At 66.4% G+C, this 21,137-nt stretch carries 13 protein-coding genes; 5 read left to right on the forward strand and 8 right to left on the reverse strand.

The features are described 5' to 3' along the window. Positions 1-28 precede the first annotated feature (28 nt). Positions 29-2,392: a PBP1A family penicillin-binding protein gene (locus EST26_RS03315; protein WP_291065437.1), complete on the forward strand. Its 2,364-nt coding sequence runs from the start codon at positions 29-31 to the stop codon at positions 2,390-2,392. A 387-nt stretch (positions 2,393-2,779) separates the two neighbouring features. On the opposite strand, the gene EST26_RS03320 is transcribed toward EST26_RS03315, so the two are convergent. From EST26_RS03320 to orn, 6 genes are all read right to left on the reverse strand, one after another. Beyond that, positions 2,780-7,033, reverse strand: coding sequence for a hypothetical protein (locus EST26_RS03320; RefSeq protein ID WP_291065439.1), 4,254 nt, complete (start codon positions 7,031-7,033; stop codon positions 2,780-2,782). 238 nt (positions 7,034-7,271) lie between these two features. Beyond that, a complete protein-coding gene (locus EST26_RS03325) occupies positions 7,272-8,252 on the reverse strand; it encodes a nitronate monooxygenase family protein (protein WP_291065577.1) in 981 nt (326 codons plus the stop codon). Between the two features lie 20 nt (positions 8,253-8,272). Further along, on the reverse strand, positions 8,273-10,093 hold the full coding sequence (locus EST26_RS03330; RefSeq protein ID WP_291065441.1) for an acyl-CoA dehydrogenase: 1,821 nt from the start codon (positions 10,091-10,093) through the stop codon (positions 8,273-8,275). Between the two features lie 72 nt (positions 10,094-10,165). Then, positions 10,166-11,098 carry an FAD-binding protein gene (locus tag EST26_RS03335; RefSeq protein WP_291065443.1) on the reverse strand — a complete coding sequence of 311 codons (933 nt, stop codon included), beginning with the start codon at positions 11,096-11,098 and terminating at the stop codon, positions 10,166-10,168. Positions 11,099-11,175: 77 nt separating this feature from the next. Further along, positions 11,176-11,925, reverse strand: a complete 750-nt coding sequence (locus tag EST26_RS03340; RefSeq protein ID WP_291065445.1) for an electron transfer flavoprotein subunit beta/FixA family protein — start codon at positions 11,923-11,925, stop codon at positions 11,176-11,178. A 236-nt stretch (positions 11,926-12,161) separates the two neighbouring features. Then, complete coding sequence (gene orn / locus EST26_RS03345; RefSeq protein WP_291065578.1) at positions 12,162-12,743, reverse strand: oligoribonuclease; 582 nt, start codon at positions 12,741-12,743, stop codon at positions 12,162-12,164. 94 nt (positions 12,744-12,837) lie between these two features. On the opposite strand from orn, the gene EST26_RS03350 reads away from it, so the two are divergent. From EST26_RS03350 to EST26_RS03365, 4 genes are all read left to right on the forward strand, one after another. Beyond that, the gene (locus tag EST26_RS03350; RefSeq protein ID WP_291065579.1) at positions 12,838-14,109 is read left to right on the forward strand and encodes a M48 family metallopeptidase; all 1,272 of its coding nucleotides are present in this window, start codon (positions 12,838-12,840) and stop codon (positions 14,107-14,109) included. Between the two features lie 15 nt (positions 14,110-14,124). Beyond that, positions 14,125-14,445: a 4a-hydroxytetrahydrobiopterin dehydratase gene (locus EST26_RS03355; RefSeq protein WP_291065447.1), complete on the forward strand. Its 321-nt coding sequence runs from the start codon at positions 14,125-14,127 to the stop codon at positions 14,443-14,445. A gap of 104 nt (positions 14,446-14,549) precedes the next feature. Continuing rightward, entirely contained in the window at positions 14,550-15,527 is a 978-nt protein-coding gene (rsgA, locus tag EST26_RS03360) for a ribosome small subunit-dependent GTPase A (protein ID WP_291065449.1), read from the forward strand. A 27-nt stretch (positions 15,528-15,554) separates the two neighbouring features. Then, positions 15,555-17,438, forward strand: coding sequence for a bifunctional TVP38/TMEM64 family protein/FAD-dependent oxidoreductase (locus tag EST26_RS03365; protein WP_291065451.1), 1,884 nt, complete (start codon positions 15,555-15,557; stop codon positions 17,436-17,438). A 103-nt stretch (positions 17,439-17,541) separates the two neighbouring features. Here the strand turns inward: EST26_RS03365 and EST26_RS03370 are convergent, their stop codons facing one another. Together EST26_RS03370 and EST26_RS03375 are read right to left on the reverse strand one after the other, a co-directional pair. Then, positions 17,542-18,768: an HlyD family efflux transporter periplasmic adaptor subunit gene (locus tag EST26_RS03370; RefSeq protein ID WP_291065453.1), complete on the reverse strand. Its 1,227-nt coding sequence runs from the start codon at positions 18,766-18,768 to the stop codon at positions 17,542-17,544. Continuing rightward, positions 18,765-21,134: an ABC transporter permease gene (locus EST26_RS03375; protein WP_291065455.1), complete on the reverse strand. Its 2,370-nt coding sequence runs from the start codon at positions 21,132-21,134 to the stop codon at positions 18,765-18,767. The genes EST26_RS03370 and EST26_RS03375 overlap by 4 nt, the downstream gene beginning before the upstream one ends. Positions 21,135-21,137 lie beyond the last annotated feature (3 nt).

The following is a 21,137-nucleotide window of genomic DNA, read 5'->3' on the forward strand; positions in this document are numbered from 1 at the left end:
GTTGGTTGACCTCAGATAATTCAGCCCCATGCTCCTGTCCTTGTTGCGCCCGGCCATGCTGGTGCTGGCCTTGACCCCCGCTGCCACCTGGGCCAATCCGCCCGGCGCCAGCTCGGCGTTCGACCTGCCCTCGATCGATCCGATCGTCAACTACCAACCCAAGCTGCCGCTGACGGTGCTGACGGCCGACGGGGTGGAGATTGCCCAGTTTGGCACCGAGCGGCGCGAATTCGTGCCACTCGCACGCACGCCGCGCCTGCTGCAACAAGCCGTACTGGCGGTGGAAGACACGCGCTTTCACGCGCACCCGGGCATAGACCCCAAAGGCATGGCCAGGGCTGCGGTAGCCATGCTGACTGGCGGGCGCAGACAGGGTGCCTCCACCATCACGCAGCAACTGGTGCGCACCATGCTGCTGACGCCCGCCTTCAGCGCCGAGCGCAAGGCAAAGGAAATCGTGCTGGCGCTGCAAGTCGAACAGGTGCTGTCGAAAGAGCGCATTCTGGAAATTTATCTGAACGAGATTTTTCTCGGCCAGCGCGCCTACGGCTTCGCCATGGCGGCGCAGACCTACTTTGGCAAACCGATGGACCAGCTCAGCCTGGCCGAGATCGCCATGCTCGCGGGTCTGCCGCAAAACCCGAGTTTTGCCAACCCGGTGGCCAACTTTGAGCGCGCCGTGCAGCGCCAGCGCGTGGTGCTCGAACGCATGCGCGTGACTGGCGTCATCAGCGCCGCGCAGCACGCCGGCGCGCGCGCCGAGCCGCTGCGCATTCGCCCCCCAGGCCAGCGCAGCGTACACGCGCCGCACGTGGCTGAGATGGCGCGCCGCCTGGTGGTGGAGCGCTTTGGCACCGAAGCGTATTCGCGCGGCCTGCGGGTGCTGACCTCGCTGCGCGCCGCCGAGCAGCAAGCGGCACACCAAGCGCTGCGCCGCGGCGTGCTGGCGTTTGACCGCCGTGGCCCCTGGCGCGGCCCGCACGACCATGCCGCGCTGCCGTCTGCCGAGGGCACGCACCTGCAATACGCAGCCGCGCAAGCGCTGCGCGAGCAACGCGACGACGAACTGCTGCGCGTGGCCATTGTGCTGGCGGCCAGCCCGCAAGAGCTGCGGCTGCAACTGGCCAGCGGCGAGCAGGTGCGCGTGCGCGGTGAAAGTCTGCGCTGGGCCCGTCGCGGTCTGGGCCCAAACGCCCCGGCGGCGCTGCGCATCACGCGCGGCTCTATCGTGCGCTTGCTGCAAACCGGCACCGACTGGCAGTTGGCGCAATGGCCAGAGGTCGAGGCCGCGCTGGTGGCGCTGGATACGCACAGCGGGCGCGTGCGCGCGCTGGTGGGTGGCTTTGACTTCACACGCCAGCCCTTCAACCACGCCACCCAGGCCTGGCGGCAGCCGGGCTCGGTGATCAAGCCGCTGCTGTACTCGGCCGCGCTGGAGCAGCGCGTCATGCCCGCCACCTTGATCGACGACCTGCCCTGGCGCGCCGCCAACGGCTGGAGCCCAGACAACAGCGACGGTCTGCACCGCGGCCCGATCACCTTGCGCAGCGCGCTGGAACACTCGAGCAACCTGGTCAGCGTGCGCGTGCTGCAACACGTGGGCATGCCGCGCATGCGCGACTGGAGCAGCCGTTTTGGCCTGGACGCAGCGCGCCAGCCGGACAATCTGACGCTGGCGCTGGGCAGCGGCAGCAGCACGCCCTTGCAAATGGCGCGCGCCTACGCCACCTTGGCCAACGGGGGCTGGCCGGTCAATCCGGTGGTGATCGAACGCATCACCGACGCGCAAGGCCGGGTCTTGTTTGAAGCAGCGCCGCCGAGCCCGGCCAGCGAAGAACGGCGCGTGATCTCCGAGCGCAACGCCTTCGTCATGTCCAGCCTGCTCAATGACGTCACGCGCAGCGGCACCGCCGCGCGGGCCCAGGCCCAACTCGGGCGCCGCGACATTTACGGCAAAACGGGCACCACCGACAACGCGGTGGATGCCTGGTTCGTCGGCTACCACCCGACGCTGGCAGCCGCCGTCTGGGTCGGCCACAGCCAGCCGCGCAGCCTGGGCGCGGGCGAGTCGGGCGGGCGCCTGGCGCTGCCGATCTGGATCGACTTCATGGCCGCTGCCTTGCGGCAAACGCCTGTCAGCCCAGCGCCGACGCCGCCGGCCGGCCTGGTACACGCCGACGGTGACTGGCGCTACAGCGAATGGTTGAGCGGGGGCTGGGTCAGCCACCTATCAGACCAGGAAACGCGCCTAGCGACGGTGGCTGCAGCGCCGCTGCCGCCGGGTGCCGAGGTCGAACCCGGCCCCGGCCCGCAAGCCACGCCCGAGAGCCTGCAAGAACTGGTGGAAGGTCTGGCCAGACCTGCGCCCATGCCTGCGCAAAGCCACCCATAAACCGCGAGCTGCTTCATTCAAGCGGATTTGGTCACCTTCGCAGCAAAAAAGGCCGCATCAGCCTCACCTTGCAGCGCCGCGATGGCCGTACCGTGCACGTGCGCCAGGCCACGCGCCCCAAGCCGGGGCCTCAAAGGCTGGCCGTGCCGTGTCGCTGGGCAATATGGTGGTCACGGCCATCAATCCGCCGACCATCCAGATGATGCGCCACGCATGGGGCATCACGCGCAACCCGACATGTATGCAATCAAGAATGAAATTTCAGGTGCCAATTTGAGAACAGCCATGCCTTGATTTCCCGTGCCGCGTCGGCTGCCTCGGCCTCTGGCGCAGCAACGCCAAAATCGGCACAGGCAAGTTCAAAACGCCACGGCCGCTGCCATCAGCTTAGCGTACAGTTTTTACGTTTTCTGAGACGACCCCCAGTTGGCCGTCCGCTATGTTTTTCAGCTTCGCCAGGATGTTGTCCTGGGTGCGGAAGCGGCCAGACAGCTTCATGTCCTGCTCGCGCACGATGGGGAAGCTGTCCAGCATGTAGGCCGCGTCTTGGGCGTCGATGCCGTAGAGGTGGAAGAACAGCGCGTCCAGCCAAGCCATGCGCTCGCGCCGGTCTTCCTCAATCCACACGAAGGGCGGCAGCACCTGGCCCTGCGCGTCCACGTGCCCCAGGTCGCGCGCGAACGGCGCCATGTCGTGGGCGGTGTAGGTCAGGGCCAGGACGTGTTGGCGGATGAAGGTGGCGATGTGCTGGCCGCCGATGCTGGCCTCGAAGCGCTCCGGGGCGATGACGGGCAGTTGTTCGAGGATGAACAAATTGATGGTTTGCCCTTGCAATTTCTGGCGCAAGACAAAATCGAACGCGAAGGCATTCAAATTGGCCGCCAGCAATGCCGCCATTTGGGCAGCGGCAGAAGCGCTGTCTGCTTGCGGGACCAACAACGGCAGCTTGTTCCCAAACCCAACGCCGGGCATCAGGGTGGCAATCATGCTGCGCGCATTGGTCGGCGCGGAAATTTCCTTGAAAGCCAGAGCCCAGGCCCACGGATGGGCCGCTGTTTCCTCGGATTTCACGAAAAACTGAGGCTGGGGATACCGGTCTGGGCTGGCCTTCTCCACCTGAGAAATGGCTTCCTGCTGCGCGGCGCGGTGCAGGTTGCTCGCGTTCACCACCACATCGGCCGCCCGGTGGTCAAACATCTGCACCATCTTGCCTTCGTAGAGCGGCACGGCTTCTGCGCCGTCTTTGGTCCAGCGGTTCAGCGGTGCGCTCACCCAGCCCTGCTTCTTCAGCTCGACGGGTTTCAGGAACAAGGCCGAGTCGTTGGTCATGTGGAACATGGTCACGTACTTCACCGGCCAGACCTTGTGGTCGGGTTGTTGCCCCAGGCTCTCGCTCACGCCTCCGTGACGAACCAGCACCGGGTGGCGCGCGTACAGCGCCAGCGTGATGTCGGCGTCGCGCCGGCTGCGGAAAATGGGCGCAGCGCCGGTGTTGGGGTTCACGCGCACAAAGTCGTCGGCGCTGAGGGTCAGCGTGCGCGCCGGGTCGTCCAGCTCATCGACGCGGTGCAGGTAAAAGGCGCAGCGGCTGCTGGAGAACACGCGCTGCGCACCACCGAAGACCAGGGTGCAGAACTTGAAGCGCGAGTCCACATCGGGAAAGAATCCCTTGCGGTTCTCAAAGTCGAACAGGGCACCGAGGCGCCCGCTGCCACTGAGGGAGCGGAAGAAGGCGGACGCGCCTTTGTCGGCCGCGATGCCGCTGGGCGTGAGCAGAGCCACCACGCCCTGCGGCGCGCACAGGGCTTGCGCGCGCTCCACGAACAGGCTGTAGAGGTTCACGTCGCCACCACCGAGCAGCGGGTAGTCGCCACTGCCCAACTTGCCATTGCCCAAAACGCGGGCATTGGCCTCGGCGCGCTCGGTGGCCTGTGCGTACTGCGCCCACAGCGGCGAGCTTTTCTGCTGCAACTCGGCCACCAAACGCTTGCGGTCGGCGGCGCGCGGCTGCGCCGCGATGGCGGGCAGGCGCTCGGCAAACCACTCCACCTCTTGCAGCTTGATGCGGTCCCAGGGCGGGTTGCCAATGATCGCGTCAAAACCCGCAGCGCTACCGCCAAACACGGTGGGAAAGCTGGTCCACCAGTGGAAAAAGGTTTCTCGCTGGGCCAGCGCGCGGGCGCGGTCCATCAGGGTGTTGGCCGCCGCGGTGGCCGGGTCGTTGCCATCGAGTCGCCCAGCGGCCAGCACCGTGACCAGGTTGTGGTTCGGGTCCAGCAGCCGCATGAGACCGGCGTATTCCGGGTGCTTGCCCGCAGCGATTTCCGCCTTGGCTTGCTCGGCGTCTTGGGGCAGCTTGAGCAAACGCGGAAGCTGGCTGATCTTCTCCACCGGCCAGCCCGGCACCAGCCAGCGCAGGGCGCGCCAGAAATCGAGCACGGCGTGCAGCGGCGCGAGCTGGGCCTGCGCCTCGGTGGCGAGCTGCTTGGAGAGTTCGGCTTCGCCGATGTCCACGTCGGTGAGGTCGGCCACCTGGGCCATGGCTATGGAGGCCAGGGCGAGGCGGTCGAACTCGGTTTGCAGCAGCAGCGCGCCGAGCTGTTGCAGGCCGCGCTGCACGGTGGGCAGTTGCTCGCCGTGCAGGCTGTCGCCGATCTTGAGGTGGTGGTCCAGAAAGCTCAGCGGTGCGCCCACGGTGAAGGTGTGCAGCCAGAGCGCGGTCTTGGCCAGCTCCACCGCCATGGGGTTCTTGTCCACCCCGAAGATGCACTTCTTCAGGATCATGCGGCGCACGATGTGGCGGTCGTCGAGCTGTGCGTCGGTGACGGCCCAGCCGTGGTGCTTGGCGGTTTTCTTGATGCTGCTGCGAATGGCCGCGATGCGTTGCAGCACCGGACTTTGCCAGGGCCGACCAGCTTCGGCCAGGTGCGCTGCCCAGCGTTGTTCGTTCACCCGCAGGGTGGCGCTGGTGATGGCTTCCAGAATGCGGTCAGCCAGGTCGTCCACCAGGGCCACCAGAAAGTGGCCGCTGCCCATGGCGGGGTCGCAGATTTTCAGCTCCAGGATCTGGCTCGCGGGGTCGCTGGCGTCCAGCGCATCCCAGTCGCCGGGGTTCATCGCGGTTTTCTTGGCGAGTTTCTTGATCTGCGCCTCGAAGGCAGCGGCTTTTTCGCCCGCGAGCAGGCCCACCGATTCGCGCAGGATCAGGCGCACCAGATCGTCGTGCGTGTAGTAGCTGCCTGAGAGCTTGCGCGCAAAGCTGGCGGGTGTGGCGATCAGGCGGTTGATCTCGGGCTTGTCTTTGTAGTCGTCCCGCGCCTGGACTTCGTGCACCAGGCTGTATTCCAGCAAGCGTTCGTAGATGCCGCCGAGGTGCGAGACAGACAAATCGCGGTAGTTGATCCAGGTGGACTCCGAGTACCCTGAGCCTGTCGAAGGGCGGCGGCGCGAGAGCGCGTCGATGATGGGCGCCATCACTTTGTCGGGCACGTTGGTGCGCTCCAGCAGCGGCGCGCGTGCGCGGTCGAACAGGCCGCCGTTGTAGGCGGGCATGCCCACCTCGTCATCTCCCTTATCAATCAGCAAAAAAGCGCCTTTGAGCGACAACCAAATGTGGCCGATCGTGCTGGAAAACGACGCCCCTTGATCGACTTTGTCGCGCACCTCTTCGCGGATGCGGCGCACGCTGTAGGGCGCGTAACGCTCGTCGCGCACGGGCAGCAGGTTGCGGTCTTCGGCGTAGAAGAGAAACAGCAGGCGGTAGAGCAGCACCAGCGCGGCTTCGCGCACCTCGTCGAGGTATTCGCTGTTGAACTGGGGGCGCTTGAACTGGCCGTAGCCGACCTCGTGGCTGGTGGCGTGCAGGTCGCCGCGCGCCAGCGCATCGGCCAGGCGGGGAAACACATCGCCAAAGACGCGCTCGCCCAGGTCATGCGACACCTTTTCTTCGTACAGGCGCGCTTCGTTGAGCGCATAGGCATGGAAGCTGCGCCCGCTGTCGTCCCAGCTTTGGGGCAGGAACGCGACCCGGTGGAAGAACAGGAAAAAGAGCCTGAGCGCGTGCTCGGGGGCGATTTCGTCCAGCTCGTGCTGTATGCCGGGTACGCCCAGCGCGGCCGACAGATCGACTTCAAAGAACTCTTCTGCGCGGGAACGGGCGTCTTGCCAGTAGAGGCGCCAGACAGCGCCGTTGCTCAGCATGCCCCACTTCACGGCGCGGTCCGACACCACGTCGGCGCGGCTCAGGTAACGCAGCATCTGGGATGAAGGTGCGTCGGGGTCGTGGGCTTCGCTGGCGTCGCCCCGGTCCAGCGGGCGCAGCCAGCGCTTGGCCTCCAGAATGGCCAGGCCGTGCCGGTAACGCTGGTCGTCCTTGAGCGGCAAGGCCGTGGCCTTGGCCGCAGCGTTGGCGAACAGCAGCACGTCGGGCACGTCTTCGCGGCGTTTGCCGGACAGGTTGACTTGCGGCAGGAAGTCCTCAGCCCAGCCCAGTTCGACCAGCACCTTGTTGATGACCAGGGCCTCGGTTTGCGCTTCGTTGATGGTGGAGGCGCTGTCGAGTCCGCTGAATATGCGGTGCAGTGCCGCTGTGAACGCCGCAAACGCCGCGTCGGTCAGTTCCTGGTAAGGCGGTGTTTCCAAGACCCCGCGGGTCAGGAAATCTTGTGTGAATAGCTGTCCCTGCATGATCGCGTCTTCGTCCGTGTGCTGGCCGTGTGGGAGGAGCAGTTTAAGCGGGGCGGCTGGCGCAGGCCCGTCAGATCGTCCACCGCTGCGTTCGCACGGAGCCGGTCGAAAGTCTCACCAGGGTGATCACGGGCCGGGGTGTTCACCCCGGGTGTTCAGCAGGAAGAAAAGGCGGCGCACGCACGAACACCGCTCAGCCCGCGCACAGCCGCGCCCTGGCCTGCGCGTATTCGCGCTGCAAGCGCGCGATCAAATCGGCCGCGGGCAGCACCTCATGGATCGCGCCAATGCCCTGGCCGCAGCCCCAGATGTCTTTCCAGGCCCGGGCGGTGCTGGCGTCTGCGCCGCCTGCGAAATTCATTTTGCTCGGGTCGCTCTGCGGCAGATGGTCCGGGTCCATGCCGGCGTTTCGGATGCTGCCCTTGAGGTAGTTGCCGTGAATGCCGGTGTAGAAATTGCTGTAGACGATGTCGTCTGAGTCGCTTTGCACGATCATTTGCTTGTAAGCGTCGGCTGCGCGCGCCTCGGGGGTGGCAATGAAGGGCGAGCCGATGTAGGCAAAATCGGCCCCCATGGCCTGCGCTGCCAAAATGGCGCCGCCCGAGGCGATCGAGCCCGACAGCGCCAGCGGACCGTCAAACCAGGCGCGAATTTCCTGCACCATGGCAAACGGGCTTTTCACGCTGGCGTGGCCACCCGCTCCGGCGGCAACCGCTATCAGGCCGTCGGCGCCTTTGTCGATCGCTTTGTGGGCAAACACGTTGCTGATCACGTCATGCAGCACCACCCCGCCCCAACCGTGCACCGCCTGGTTCACGTCTTCGCGCGCGCCCAGGCTGGTGATGACAATAGGCACCCGGTAGCGCGCGCAAACCTGCAGGTCTTGCTCGAGCCGGTCGTTGCTTTTGTGCACGATCTGGTTGATGGCAAACGGCGCGGCCGGCTGCTGCGGGTGGGCGCGGTCGTGCGCCGCCAGGGTTTCGGTGATTTCGGCCAGCCAGTCGTCCAACTGCGCCGCCGGTCGCGCATTGAGCGCCGGCATGGCACCCACCACGCCGGCCTTGCATTGGGCAATCAGCAAGGCCGGTGTGCTGATGATGAACAGCGGCGCACCAACGACGGGAAACTTGACCTGGGCCAGCGCGGCTGGCAAAAAGCGACCGGGTGCGCTCATGGCCTGCTGCAGATTTTCATTCAAAACGATTCCACTGCCAGCGCCATCACCGATGGCGCGCCATCGACGACCGCATCGCGCAAACCCGGCGCCCGGCTCAGAATGTGGTCGGCGTAAAAACGCGCCGTGACTATTTTTGCCTGCATGAAGTCGCTCTCACGCGCGGCCGCCAGCTCTTTTTGCGCCACCAGCAGCGCGCGCGCCAACTGCCAGCCCGCCACCAGATTGCCGGCCAGCATCAGGTAGGGCACGCTGCCGGCGTAGGCGGCGTTGGGGTCGCTGCGGGCCTTGTCGGCAACGAAATGCGCCACCTCGACAAAGGCCAGGCGCGCCGCTGCCAGACGCTGGCGCACCGCCAGCGCATCGGCACCGCCTTGTTGTTGCAGTTCGGCTTCGGTGCGCTCGATTTGCGCCGCTATCGACTGCGCCAGCGCGGCGCCGTCGCGCGCGGTCTTGCGGCCCACCAGGTCGTTCGCCTGAATGGCGGTGGTGCCTTCGTAAATGGTCAAGATCCGGGCGTCGCGGTAATACTGGGCGGCACCGGTTTCCTCGATGAATCCCATGCCGCCGTGCACCTGCACGCCCAGGTTGGTGACTTCCTGGCTCATCTCGGTGCTGTAGCCTTTGACCAGCGGCACCAAAAACTCGTAAAAAGCGGCGTTTTGCTGGCGCGCGTCGGCATCCGGGTGGTGGTGCGCGGCGTCGTAAGCAGCAGCGGCCACACTGGCCATGGCGCGGCAGCCCTCGATCAAGGCGCGCATGGTCATCAACATGCGCCGCACGTCGGGGTGTTCGATGATGGACACGGCCGTCTTGGCGCTGCCGTCGACCGGGCGGCTTTGCACGCGGTCACGCGCGTATTGCACCGCCTTTTGGTAGGCGCGATCAGCCACCGCAATGCCTTGCACCCCGACGGCGTAGCGCGCCGCGTTCATCATGATGAACATGTACTCGAGGCCGCGGTTTTCCTGCCCCACCAGGTAGCCGAGCGCGCCCGGGCCGGCGCCGCCGCCGCAGACCGCAGCCACGCCGTCGCCGAACTGCAGCACCGCTGTCGGGGAGGCCTTGATGCCCAGCTTGTGCTCGATGCTCACGCACTGCACGTCGTTGCGCAAGCCCAGCGATCCGTCCGGATTGGGCAAAAACTTGGGTACCACGAACAGGCTGATGCCCTTGACGCCTTCGGGCGCGCCGCTGACACGCGCCAGCACCAGATGGACGATGTTGTCGGCCATGTCGTGCTCACCGTAGGTGATGAAAATTTTGCTGCCAAACAGCTTGTAGCTGCCATCGGGCTGCGGCTCGGCGCGGCAGCGCACGGCGGCCAAGTCCGAGCCGGCCTGCGGCTCGGTCAGGTTCATGGTGCCACTCCATTCACCACTGACCAGTTTTTCCAGGTAGCGCGCCTTCAGCTCGTCGCTGCCGGCGGTCAGCAGGGCTTCGATCGCGCCGTCGGTCAGCAGCGGGCACAGCGCAAAACTCAGGTTGGCTGCGTTGAGGATTTCACCGCAGGCCGCGCCAATCGTCTTGGGCAAACCCTGGCCGCCAAATGCGCTCGGGTGCTGCAAGCCTTGCCAGCCGCCTTCGGTGTACTGCCGGTACGCCTCTTTGAAGCCGGGCGTGGTCGTGACCTGCCCGTCTTTGAAGCTGGAGGGGTTTTTGTCACCCTCGAAATTGAGCGGCGCGACCACGTTTTCATTGAAGCGGGCGCACTCTTGCAGCACGGCCTGCGCGGTTTCGAGCCCGGCATCTTCAAAACCCGGCAGGCGGCTGACCTGGTCGATGCGCGCCAGATGCTCGATGTTGAACAACATGTCTTTGACAGGTGCGGTGTAGCTCATGATGGGTTCGGCTCCGTGAAAACTTGCAGATGTGGCCCGGGCATGGCGAACGATGCCCAGGCTGGCGATGACTCACAAGGTGCGGATCAACTCGGGCACAGCGCTGAACAAATCGGCCTCCAGACCGTAGTCGGCGACCGAGAAAATCGGCGCCTCCGGGTCTTTGTTGATGGCCACGATGACTTTGCTGTCTTTCATTCCGGCCAAATGCTGAATGGCGCCGCTGATGCCAACCGCCACATACAACTGCGGCGCGACGATTTTGCCGGTCTGCCCGACCTGCCAGTCGTTGGGCGCGTAGCCGGCGTCCACCGCAGCACGGCTGGCGCCCAGGGCCGCGCCCAGCTTGTCGGCCAGCGGCGCGATGATTTCGTTGAATTTTTCTGCACTGCCAAGCGCCCGACCACCGGAGACGATGACCTTGGCCGCGGTCAGTTCGGGGCGGTCGTTTTGCGCGATCTCACTGCCGACGAAACGGCTTTGGCCAGCGTCGGCCACGGCCGGCGTTGTTTGCACTGCCGCAGCGCCGCCGCTGGCGGCCGTCGGGTCGAAACCGGTGCTGCGCACGGTGATGACTTTGACCGCGTCTTGCGCCTGCACGGTGGCAACGGCGTTGCCGGCGTAGATTGGGCGCTCGAAGGTGTCGGCGCTCAACACCTTGGTGACGTCGCTGACCTGAGCGACATCGAGCCGTGCCGCCACCCGCGGCGCGACGTTTTTGCCGCTGGCGGTGGCGGCAAACAAAATGTGGCTGTAGTTCGCGGCCAAGGCCAGCACCTGCTCGGCCAGCGGCTCGGCCAGACCGTGCGCGAACTGCTCGGCGTCGACGTGAATGACCTGGCTGATGCCGGCGATCTGGGCTGCTGCGGCCGCTGCGGCGCCCGCGTTGTGTCCCGCCACCAACACGTGCACCACGCCATCGCACTGGGCGGCGGCGGTGACGGTGTTGAGCGTGGCAGGCCGGATGGAGTTGTTGTCGTGTTCGGCAATGACGAGTGCGGTCATGAGGGCGTTCCTGAGTTGAGCTTTGTTTGACGCTTGTGCGGCGGCGCGCAGCGCCACCGGCCAGACGCTGGTGGCTGTCAAATCACCTTGGCTTCGTTCCTGAGTTTTTCGACCAGCGTGGCCACGTCGGCCACTTTCACGCCGGCGCCGCGCTTGGGCGGCTCGGCCACCCGCAAGGTCTTGATGCGCGGCGCCACGTCCACGCCCAGGGCGGCCGGACTCAGGGTGTCGAGCGGTTTTTTCTTTGCCTTCATGATGTTGGGCAGCGTGACGTAGCGCGGCTCGTTCAGGCGCAGGTCGGCGGTAACGACGGCGGGCAGGCTCAGGCTCAGGGTTTCGAGCCCGCCGTCGACCTCGCGCGTGACGCTGACGCGGCCGTCTGCGACTTCGACTTTGGAGGCAAACGTGCCCTGCGGCAGCCCGGCCAGCGCGGCCAGCATCTGGCCGGTCTGGTTGCAGTCGTCGTCAATTGCCTGCTTGCCCAGAATCACCAGGCCCGGCTGCTCGCGCTCGACCAGCGCCTTGAGCAGCTTGGCCACCGCCAGCGGCTGCAAGTCTTCGCTGCTTTCGACCAGAATGGCCCGGTCGGCGCCAATCGCCATCGCGGTGCGCAAGATCTCGGCGCACTGCGCCACCCCGCAAGAGACGGCAATCACCTCGGTCGCCACGCCCTTTTCACGCAGCCGCACCGCCTCCTCGACCGCAATCTCGTCAAACGGGTTCATGCTCATTTTGACGTTGGCGAGCTCCACGCCGCTGCCGTCGCTCTTGACGCGCACCTTGACGTTGTAGTCCACCACGCGCTTGACGGGGACGATGACCTTCATGTTGGCTGACTCCTGCTGGTTGCTGAGGGTGAAGCGAAGTGACGCATTCGATTGACGCAAACGTCAAAAGGGGAAGTGTATGCTCGAGCGCAACCGGCTTGCTTTCGGTCGCAGACCCGATAAAACGAACGGTCGTTCTATTTTTGCGATTATAGACCGGCTCCAGATCGCGCTCGAAGCCCGCGTTCAGCGGGCAAAGCCGCAACGCCGGGTGCGGCAAAACCAGGCGGCGGCCTTCATCGCAAAAAATGCGTGCGGTAGTGTTCGAGCTCGTCGATCGACTCGTGCACGTCGGCCAGCGCGGTGTGTTTTTGCTGCTTCTTGAAGGCGTCATAGACCTGCGGTCGCCAGCGCTTGGCCAGCTCCTTGAGCGTGCTCACGTCCAGGCAGCGGTAGTGGAAATAGGCTTCCAGCTCGGGCATGTATTTGAGCAAAAAACGGCGATCCTGACTGATCGTGTTGCCGCACATGGGGCTGCTGTTTTTGGGCACGTAGCGGGCCATGAATGCCAGCAACTCGGCCTGCGCCTGCGCCGCGGTGGTGCGACTGGCGCGCACCTTGTCGATCAGGCCGCTGCGGCCGTGCGTGCCCTTGTTCCAGTTGTCCATGGCATCGAGAACGGCCTCGCTCTGGTGGATCACCAGCACCGGGCCTTCGACGCGCGGCGTCAGTTGCGGGCCGGTGATGACGATTGCGATTTCCAGCAAAAATTCTTTGTCTGGATCGAGCCCGCTCATTTCACAGTCGATCCAGACCAGGTTCTGATCGCTTTTGCCCAGCACGGGCGCGTCTGCAATTTTTGACGCCTCAGGGAGCATCAAGGAGGGTGTTTGGGTGTCGTTCATGCGTCGATTTTCACCGATGCCCGCACCGCATGCGCACGCCAGCACGGTGTTGGATAGACTCACCCACATGGACAACCCCGCAATGCTTTTTTCCGTCTTCATTTGCGCCCTGCTGGCGCTTGGCTTGGTCGTGCGCACCGCGCTGGCGAGCCGCCAGATCCGCCACGTTGCGCGCCACCGCCACGCCGTGCCGGCCGCGTTTGCCGACACCATCACACTCGGCGCGCACCAAAAGGCGGCCGACTACACCATCGTCAAAACCCGCTTTGGCCTGCTCGAGCTCTTGCTCTCGAGCGCCTTGCTGCTGGGCTGGACATTGCTCGGCGGCCTGAACTGGCTCAACCAGACGCTGCTGGCGGCGCTGGGTGCGGGCATGCTGCAGCAGCTCGCGTTGCTGGCGGCGTTCGCCCTGATCGGCGGCCTGCTCTCGCTGCCACTGGCTTGGTGGGCGACGTTTCGCATCGAAGAGCGCTTTGGCTTTAACAGAATGACGCTGGGGCTGTGGCTGAGTGATTTACTCAAAGGCAGCCTGGTGGGCGCGCTGCTCGGGCTGCCGATTGCCGCGCTGGTGCTGTGGCTGATGGACGCGGCCGGCCCGGCCTGGTGGCTGTGGGCCTGGGGCGTGTGGATGGCGTTCAACCTGCTGGCGCTGCTGATCTACCCGAGCCTGATTGCGCCGCTGTTCAACAAATTCGAGCCCCTGCCCGATGCAACACTCAAAGCCCGAGTCAGTGCGCTGATGCAGCGCTGCGGCTTTGCCGCCAAGGGCTTGTTCGTGATGGACGGCAGCAAGCGCAGCGCACACGCCAACGCCTATTTCACCGGCTTGGGCGCCGCCAAGCGGGTGGTGTTTTTCGACACCTTGTTGCGCCAACTCAGCGCGGCCGAAGTGGAAGCCGTGCTGGCGCACGAACTGGGCCACCACAAGCGCCACCACATCGTCAAACGCATCGCGCTGCTGTTTGGCCTGAGCCTGCTGGGCTTTGCCCTGCTGGGCTGGCTCTCGGCTCAAGCCTGGTTCTACATCGGGTTGGGGGTCACGCCGTCCATGGACGCGCCCAACGACGCGCTGGCGCTGCTGCTGTTTTTGCTGACGCTGCCGCTGCTGACGTTTTTCTTCTCGCCGCTGCTGGCGCAGCTCTCGCGTCAGCACGAATTTGAGGCCGACGCCTACGCCGCCACCCAGACGCAGGCCGCCGACCTGGCCAGCGCGCTGCTCAAGCTCTACCAGGACAACGCCAGCACGCTCACGCCCGACCCGCTGTATGCGCGTTTTTACTATTCGCACCCGAGCGCCAGCGAGCGGCTGGCCCGCCTGCGGGCCGCGCCGGCCTGCTGAACCGCCCCACCCGCCATGCACCCCAGCCCTGCACCGCTGCGCGCGCTCACCCCGACCGAGATCGTGACCCGGCTGACCCAGCTCAACGGCGCCGTCGCGCACGGCTGGCGGCTGATCGACGGCGCGCTGGAAAAAGGCTTTGCCTGCGCCAGCTTCGAGCACGGCATGGCCTTGGCCAACGCCGTGGCCTGGATCGCCCAGCGCCGAGACCACCACCCGACGCTGCACCTGAGCCCGCAGCGGTGCACGGTGCGCTGGGTCACGCACGAACCGGCTGGCATCACGGTGCGCGACTTTGCGTGCGCGGCTGCGGTGGACGCGCTGTTCAAGGACTGAACCTAAATCCGGCAGTTGACCGCGCCGTTCCCGCTGGAAACACCCATGAACACACACTCATTTGACCACGAAGGCGCTCACCTGCCGGATTTAGGTTAGGTTGAATGCCGCGCCCCGGCCCAACCCCTGCCCTGCCCAGCGCGCTCACCCCGCCCAGCAACGGCCTGGTGGTGGCCGCCCACGGTCGCCACTGCCTGGTTGAGAGCCCCGACGGGCAGCGCCGCATCTGCCACCCGCGCGGCAAGAAAAATCAGGTGGTGGTAGGCGACTTGGTGCGCTGGCAGGCCAGCGGCGACGAAGGCAGCATCGAACAAGTGCTGCCTCGGCGCAACCTGCTGTACCGGCAAGACGAGTTGCGCACCAAGTCGTTTGCCGCCAACCTCGACCTGGTGCTGGTGCTGCTGGCGGCCGAACCCGAGTTTTCCGAGAGCCAACTCGCGCGTGCGCTGATCGCAGCCGAAGCCGAGCGCATCGACGTGCTGATCGTGCTCAACAAAAGCGATCTGCAAGCCGATTTTTCCCGCGCCTGGGAGCGGCTCGACGCCTACCGCCGCATGGGTTGCGCCGTGCTGCCGCTGCAACTCCAAGGCGACACCGCCGCCCCCAGCGACGCCGGGCTGGTGCCGCTGCAACATCTGCTGGACGGCAAAACCAGCCTGGTGCTCGGCCCTTCGGGCGTGGGCAAGAGCACGCTGGTGAACCGCCTGGTGCCGCACGCGCGCGCGCTCACGGGCGAAATATCGCGCGCCCTCAACGCCGGCAAGCACACCACCACCAGCACCACCTGGTACTGGAGCGACGCGCAGCACCGCACGGCCCTGATCGACTCGCCCGGGTTCCAGGAATTCGGCCTGAACCAGATCGAGCCGATGCAACTGGCGCACCTGATGCCCGACCTGCGCGCCGCGCTGGGCCAATGCCGTTTCTACAACTGCAGCCACCTGCACGAACCCGGCTGCGCGGTGCGCGAGCGCGTGCAAGGCGTGGGCCAGGCGGTCGATGCGGCGGCCCAGATCAGCGCATGCCGCTACCGCATTTACCGCGAGCTGTTCGAAGAACTCTCTGCCAAACGCCGCTATTGAGAGCGGCCACCCGCGCACGGATCCCCCTTGGATAAGCGCAAAACCTTGCTGCTGCTGGCCATGCTGCTGGGCCTGAGCGCCATTTTCGCGTTCGATCTGGACCGCTATCTGAGTCTGGCTTATTTCCAGCAACAGCAGGCCACGTTCACCGCTTTGTACGCCGAACAGCCGCTGACGGTGGCGCTGGGTTTTTTCGTCATCTATGCGCTGGGGGCAGCGCTGTCGGTGCCCGGAGTGGGTTTTCTCGCCCTGGCCGCCGGCGCCATTTTTGGCCTGCTCTGGGGTGTGGTGCTGGTTTCGTTCGCCTCCAGCGTCGGCGCCACGCTGGCTTTTCTGAGCGCCCGTTTCGTGCTGCGCGACCTGATCGAGGCCCGTTTTGGCAAGCGCTTGCTCCACATCAACCGTGGCATCGCCAAGGACGGTGCGTTCTATCTGTTTAGCCTGCGCATCATTCCGGTGCTGCCTTTTTTCATCATCAACTTGGCGATGGGACTGACGCAGATCAAAACCCGCACCTATTACTGGGTCAGTCAAATCGGCATGCTGGGCGCCACCGTGGTCTACGTCAACGTCGGCACGCAACTCGCCCGCATCGATACAGCGCAGGATATTTTCAGTCCCACCTTGCTCGGCTCGTTGCTGCTGCTGGGCCTGTTTCCCCTGCTGGCGCGCCGAGCTCTTTCGAGGTTGCGCAAAAGCCTGCGCTGGCTGGGCCGACGCAGCGCGCGGCCGACTGCGTTTGACCGTGAGTTGGTCGTCATCGGTGCTGGCTTGACCGGCCTGGAGAGCGCCTGCGTCGAAGCCGGCGTTCGCCTGACACGGGTTGTGCCGGCGCCCACCGCAGGCGGTGCGTGCCTGCAGCCAATGCCGCAGCGCACAGGCCCGGACGTGGAGCTGTTGCAGGGTGCGGCAAAGCTGCTCAATCCCTGGACGCTGCACGTCGCTCTGCGTGCTGGCGGCAGCCGGCGCTTGACTGCGCGCAGCATTGTCTTTGCCACCGGCACGCAGCCGGTGCTGCCAGACCTGCCCGGGCTGGAGGACGTTGGCTGCACCGACAGCGACGCGCTCTGGCAAAGCCTTGCCGTGCCCGCGCCCGAGCACGTGCCGCAGCGCCTGCTGGTGCTGGGCGGCAGCCCGACCGGCTGCGAGCTGGCGCAGGCCTTCGCCCGCCGGGGCGCGCAGGTCACGCTGGTCGAGCAGGCCACGCGCCTGCTGGCGCACGAAGACGAGGACGTGGCCGCACGGGTGTTTTCGTCTTTGCTGGCCGACGGCGTGCAGGTGCTGCTGCAGCACCAGGCCTTGCGCTGCGCGCGCCAGGGCGAAGAAAAAACCTTGCAGCTCGAACACGCCGGGGGGCAGCGTCGCATCGTTTTCGACCAGCTCGTCTGCGCCCTGGGCCGGCTGGCGCTGCTTCCAGACCACGGACTGCAAGCGCTCGGCATGGCGACTTCACTGCGTTTGCCGAGCAACACCTGTCTGCAAGCCCTTTGCCCGCATGTCTACGTGGCCAGCGAAGCGGCCGCTGGCACACCCTTGGGCGGCACTGCGGCGCAGCGGAGCTGGGGCGCGCTGCTGCAGGTGCTATTGGATGAGAACCATCCGCTGCGGGCCGACGAACACCTGTTTGCCTGCCGCATCGGAACCGACCCCGAACTGGCACGCGCCGGCCTGACCGAGCAAGCAGCCAAGGAACAAGGGGTTTCGGTGGCGCTGCGCGAGTTTGTGCTGGACGCGCCGGATGCGCCTGCTGGCCCGCAGGCGCAGACCTGGGTCAAAGTACTCAGCGTCCCGGATGGCAAGCGTGTGCTGGGCCTGAGCGTGCTGGGCCCGCACGCGACCGACGTGTTGCGCAGCCGCCTGCTGACCTTGGACCCGAATCCGGCCCTTGAGGGCGCGGCCTGCACCGAATGAAATGCAGCCCAGGGGCCGGCCTTGCAGCCGTGTCCGGAAACATCCAACGCCGCATGGGCGCTCAAACACCGCAAATTCCTGAGCCGGATTTTTCAGCGCCTCCTCAGCGCGCTGGCGCGCGCGTGCGCACCCGCTGGCCGTCTTGAATGTCACCCGGAAACAGCAGCACAGCCTGACCAGGCTCCAGGTCAGCAGCAATCCACGCCTGCTCGGCGTTGCGGTCTTGCACCTGCACCACCCGGGCGCGCGCACGGCCTTGTTCGAGCAGCAGCACCTGCCACTGCGCCGCACCGCGCTGCAAGGCAGCGGTAGGCACCAGCAGCACGCCTGGCTGCGCGGCCACGGTGATGCGGGCGTCGACGCGGAAACCGTCGCCCAGGCTGGCGGTGCTTGGCGCGGCTGCGTCCAGACCGACGATGACGTTGACGCGCTGCTCCGCTATCCCCAGCGCCGAGACCCGGGTCACGGCGACTGGTTCGATGCGCAGCACCCGACCCGGCACGTCCGCAGCGGTGCGACCGAATGACAGCCGCACCGGCGCGCCGACCTGGATTTGACCCACCTCTTGCGACAGCACCTCGATCACGGCCTCCAGGGCGCGCAAGTCGGCCAGTTCGAGCAAGGGCTGCGCGGCAGCGACCACGGCAGCGCTTTGCAGATGCAGCTTGATCACCTGGCCGTCGACCGGGCTGCGCAAGGTCCAGCCCGGTGCAGGCGGCGCTGCTGCGGCCGTATCGTCGCCGCGCAGGGCGGCGCGCGCCTCGGCCAGCGCGTGTTCGGCCATGGCCTGTTCGGCCTGCGCGGCTGCCAGCGCCTGCTGCGCTGCCTGCTGCGCCAGCCGCGCCTGCTCCAGCGCGGCGGCGGCAATGAAGTGGCCCTGCGCCAGGCGCTGCGCACGTTCGGCGTCCGCGCTGGCCTGCGCCAGCGCCGCTTGCAGCCGCTGCACCTGCGCGGCAGCGGCACGGCGGGCGGCGTCGGCGCTGCCCACGCGCTGCTGCAACATCAGCCGCGTGCGCGCGTCGAGCAAGGGCGCGGCCAGCGGCGTCAGGCGGGCCACCACGTCGCCCCTGCGCACCGGATCGCCCACGCGCAGCACGGGGCGCTGCAACTGGGCCGCGCTGGGTGCCGTGATGAGGTAGCGCTGCTGCGGCCGCAAGCTGCCGTCTTCTTCGATGCTGCGCTCGAAGTCACCCCGGCTCACGCTGGCGACTTCAACCACCAGCGCGCGCGGCCAGTACGCCGCCAGCACCAGCAGCAAGACCAGCGCGCCCAACAGCGCCAGCAGCAACCAGCGCCGGCGCCGGCTCAGGCTTGTTTTTCCGTCGTTCATTCGCGTACCTTCAAAACAGCAACCAGATCCAGCCGATCGATCTGGCGGCGCACCAGCAAGGCGCTGATGGCGCCTGCGGCCAGCACGATCAGCAGCGCCGAGGCGTAGGTGGACGGCTCGATCACGACCGGAAAGTCGATGTGCTCGACCGCCATCAGCCCCATCAGCAGCCAAGCCAAGCCCCAGCCGGCCAGCGCCCCCAGCGGCAGCGCCGCCAGCAACTCGGCACCGAGCTCGCCCAGCAGCAGTTGCGAGACTTCGGCGCGCGTCATTCCCAGCACGCGCAGACTGGCCAGTTCCCAGGCGCGCTCGGAGAGCGAAATGCGCGCCGCGTTGTAGGTGATGCCGACCGCCAGCGCGATTGCAAACAGCGTAAGAATGCCACTGAAGACCGCCATGCTGCGCGCAGTGACTTGCTCAAAGGCGGCGCGTGCGCCGGCTTTGTCGAACACCGCATTGATGACCGGGGAGGTTTTGACCGCGGCCCAGAACGCGCTCATGGCCTGCGGATCGACAAGCAGCGCCGCATCGCTGATGCCCTCGCCGTCCCGCGCGAGCCGGTTCATCGCCTCCAGATTCATGTAGAGCTGCTGGCCGAGCAGGGTCTGTGCGACGTCGACCACCACCACTTCGGTGCGCACCTGCGACCAGAGCCGAAATTCCAGCTCAAGCCGGTCGCCCACGCGCGCCCCGAGCGCGCGCGCCAGCAAGCTGCTGAGCACCACGCCGTCGGGCGGCAGCGCCAGCGGGCCGCGCTGCTCGTCCACCAGCCGCAGCAGTTGCGCGTCGCTGCGCAGCCCCAGCAGGACGCTGTCTTCGCTGCGCTGGCGCAGGCGCAGGCGCACCGGTTCGACGCGGTAGGGTTCGGCGTCGAGTACGCCGGGCAGTTGCTTGAGCTCGCGCACCGCGCCAGGATGCAGCGGGCGGTCAAAATTGACCAGCACATCACCTTGCTGCACCTGGCGAAACTGCATGTCCATGATGTGCGCTATGGTGTCGAGCCAGAACGCGCCCGAAATTTGCAGCGCCACCGCCAGCGCCAGACCGGCGACGGTGAAGGTGGCGCGCAGCGGGCGCTGCTCGAACTGGCGAATCACCATCAGCGCGCGCGTGCCGATCCGGCGGCCCCAACCCAGGCGCTCGATCAGCGTGGGCCGGTAGACCGGCGGCGTGGCAGGCTGCATCGCCTGTGCCGGCCTGAGTCGCAGCACGGCGCGAACGGCGCTCCAGGCCCCGAGCGTGGCGGCACCCAAAACGATCAGACTGGCCGCCGCCAGCAGCCCGCCGCTGCTGACGTAGGTCAAGGCGTGGAAGCGAAACACCTCGTCGTACAAACCGAGCATCAAGCGCCCAACCACGACACTGAGCGCCAGCCCGGCGGCCAGCCCGAGACCGGCGATCACCCAGGCCAGTTGCATGTAGTGCCAGGCAATGGCGGTATCAGGATAGCCCAGCGCTTTGAGCGCGGCGATCTGGCTGCGCTGCGTGCTCACCTGGCGGCTGAGCACGACGTTGAGGACAAACATCGAGACCAGCAGAAAAATCGACGGCAACACCGTTCCCATCACCCGCAGCGCCGCCATCTCGTCTTCGACGAAGCGGGCCGAGAGCTGGTCGGTGCGCCCGATCGCCCCGACCGACCCGTAGGGCCGCAACAGGCGGTCAACCCGCTGCAACACGTCGGCCAGCGCAGCGTCGGGCGTCAGCCGCAACGCGACCTGATTGAACGCGCCCTGCATGCCAAAGGCGCTGGCCATGACCTCGTCGTCGATCCACCAGATGCCAAAGGTCTGATCGTCGGGCAGCGCACCGCGCGCGGCAAACACATACTCGGGCGAGACCACCGTGCCCACCACGTGCACGCGCTCGCGGCGCCCGCCCAGCATGGCGTAGACCGTGTCACCCGGGTTCAGTTCGCGCACCGTCGCAAAACGGTCGCTGACCACGGCCTCCAGCGCCGCACCGCGCTCGGGCCAGCGCCCGCTCTTGAGGGTGAGTGCGTTGAGCCCTTGGCGATCGGCGTGCGCCCGATCGAGCGCCAGACCAATGAAGCGGCCCGTCAGCACCGACTCTACACCCGGCAGGTCGAGTTGTGCGTCAAACACCACTTCGAGCTTGACCTGGGCCACGCCGTCCTGCGCCGCCAAGCGCTGACCCAGCGGCAGCGGCGCACGCCGCACGCTGGCGAACACGTCGGCCAGGCTGTTTTCGCGGTAGAAGGCGTCGCGCGACTGGTGCAGCGACTGATGAACCGAAAACATGCCGACGAAACCGGCCACGCCAATCGCCACCACCAGCCCTATCGTTGCCACCTGAGCGCGCAAGCTGTTCAGGTCGCGCCAGAGTTTGGTCTGCAAGGCCGTCATGAC

It is taken from the genome of Hydrogenophaga sp. (genome assembly GCF_014773545.1).
Lineage (GTDB): Bacteria > Pseudomonadota > Gammaproteobacteria > Burkholderiales > Burkholderiaceae_C > Hydrogenophaga.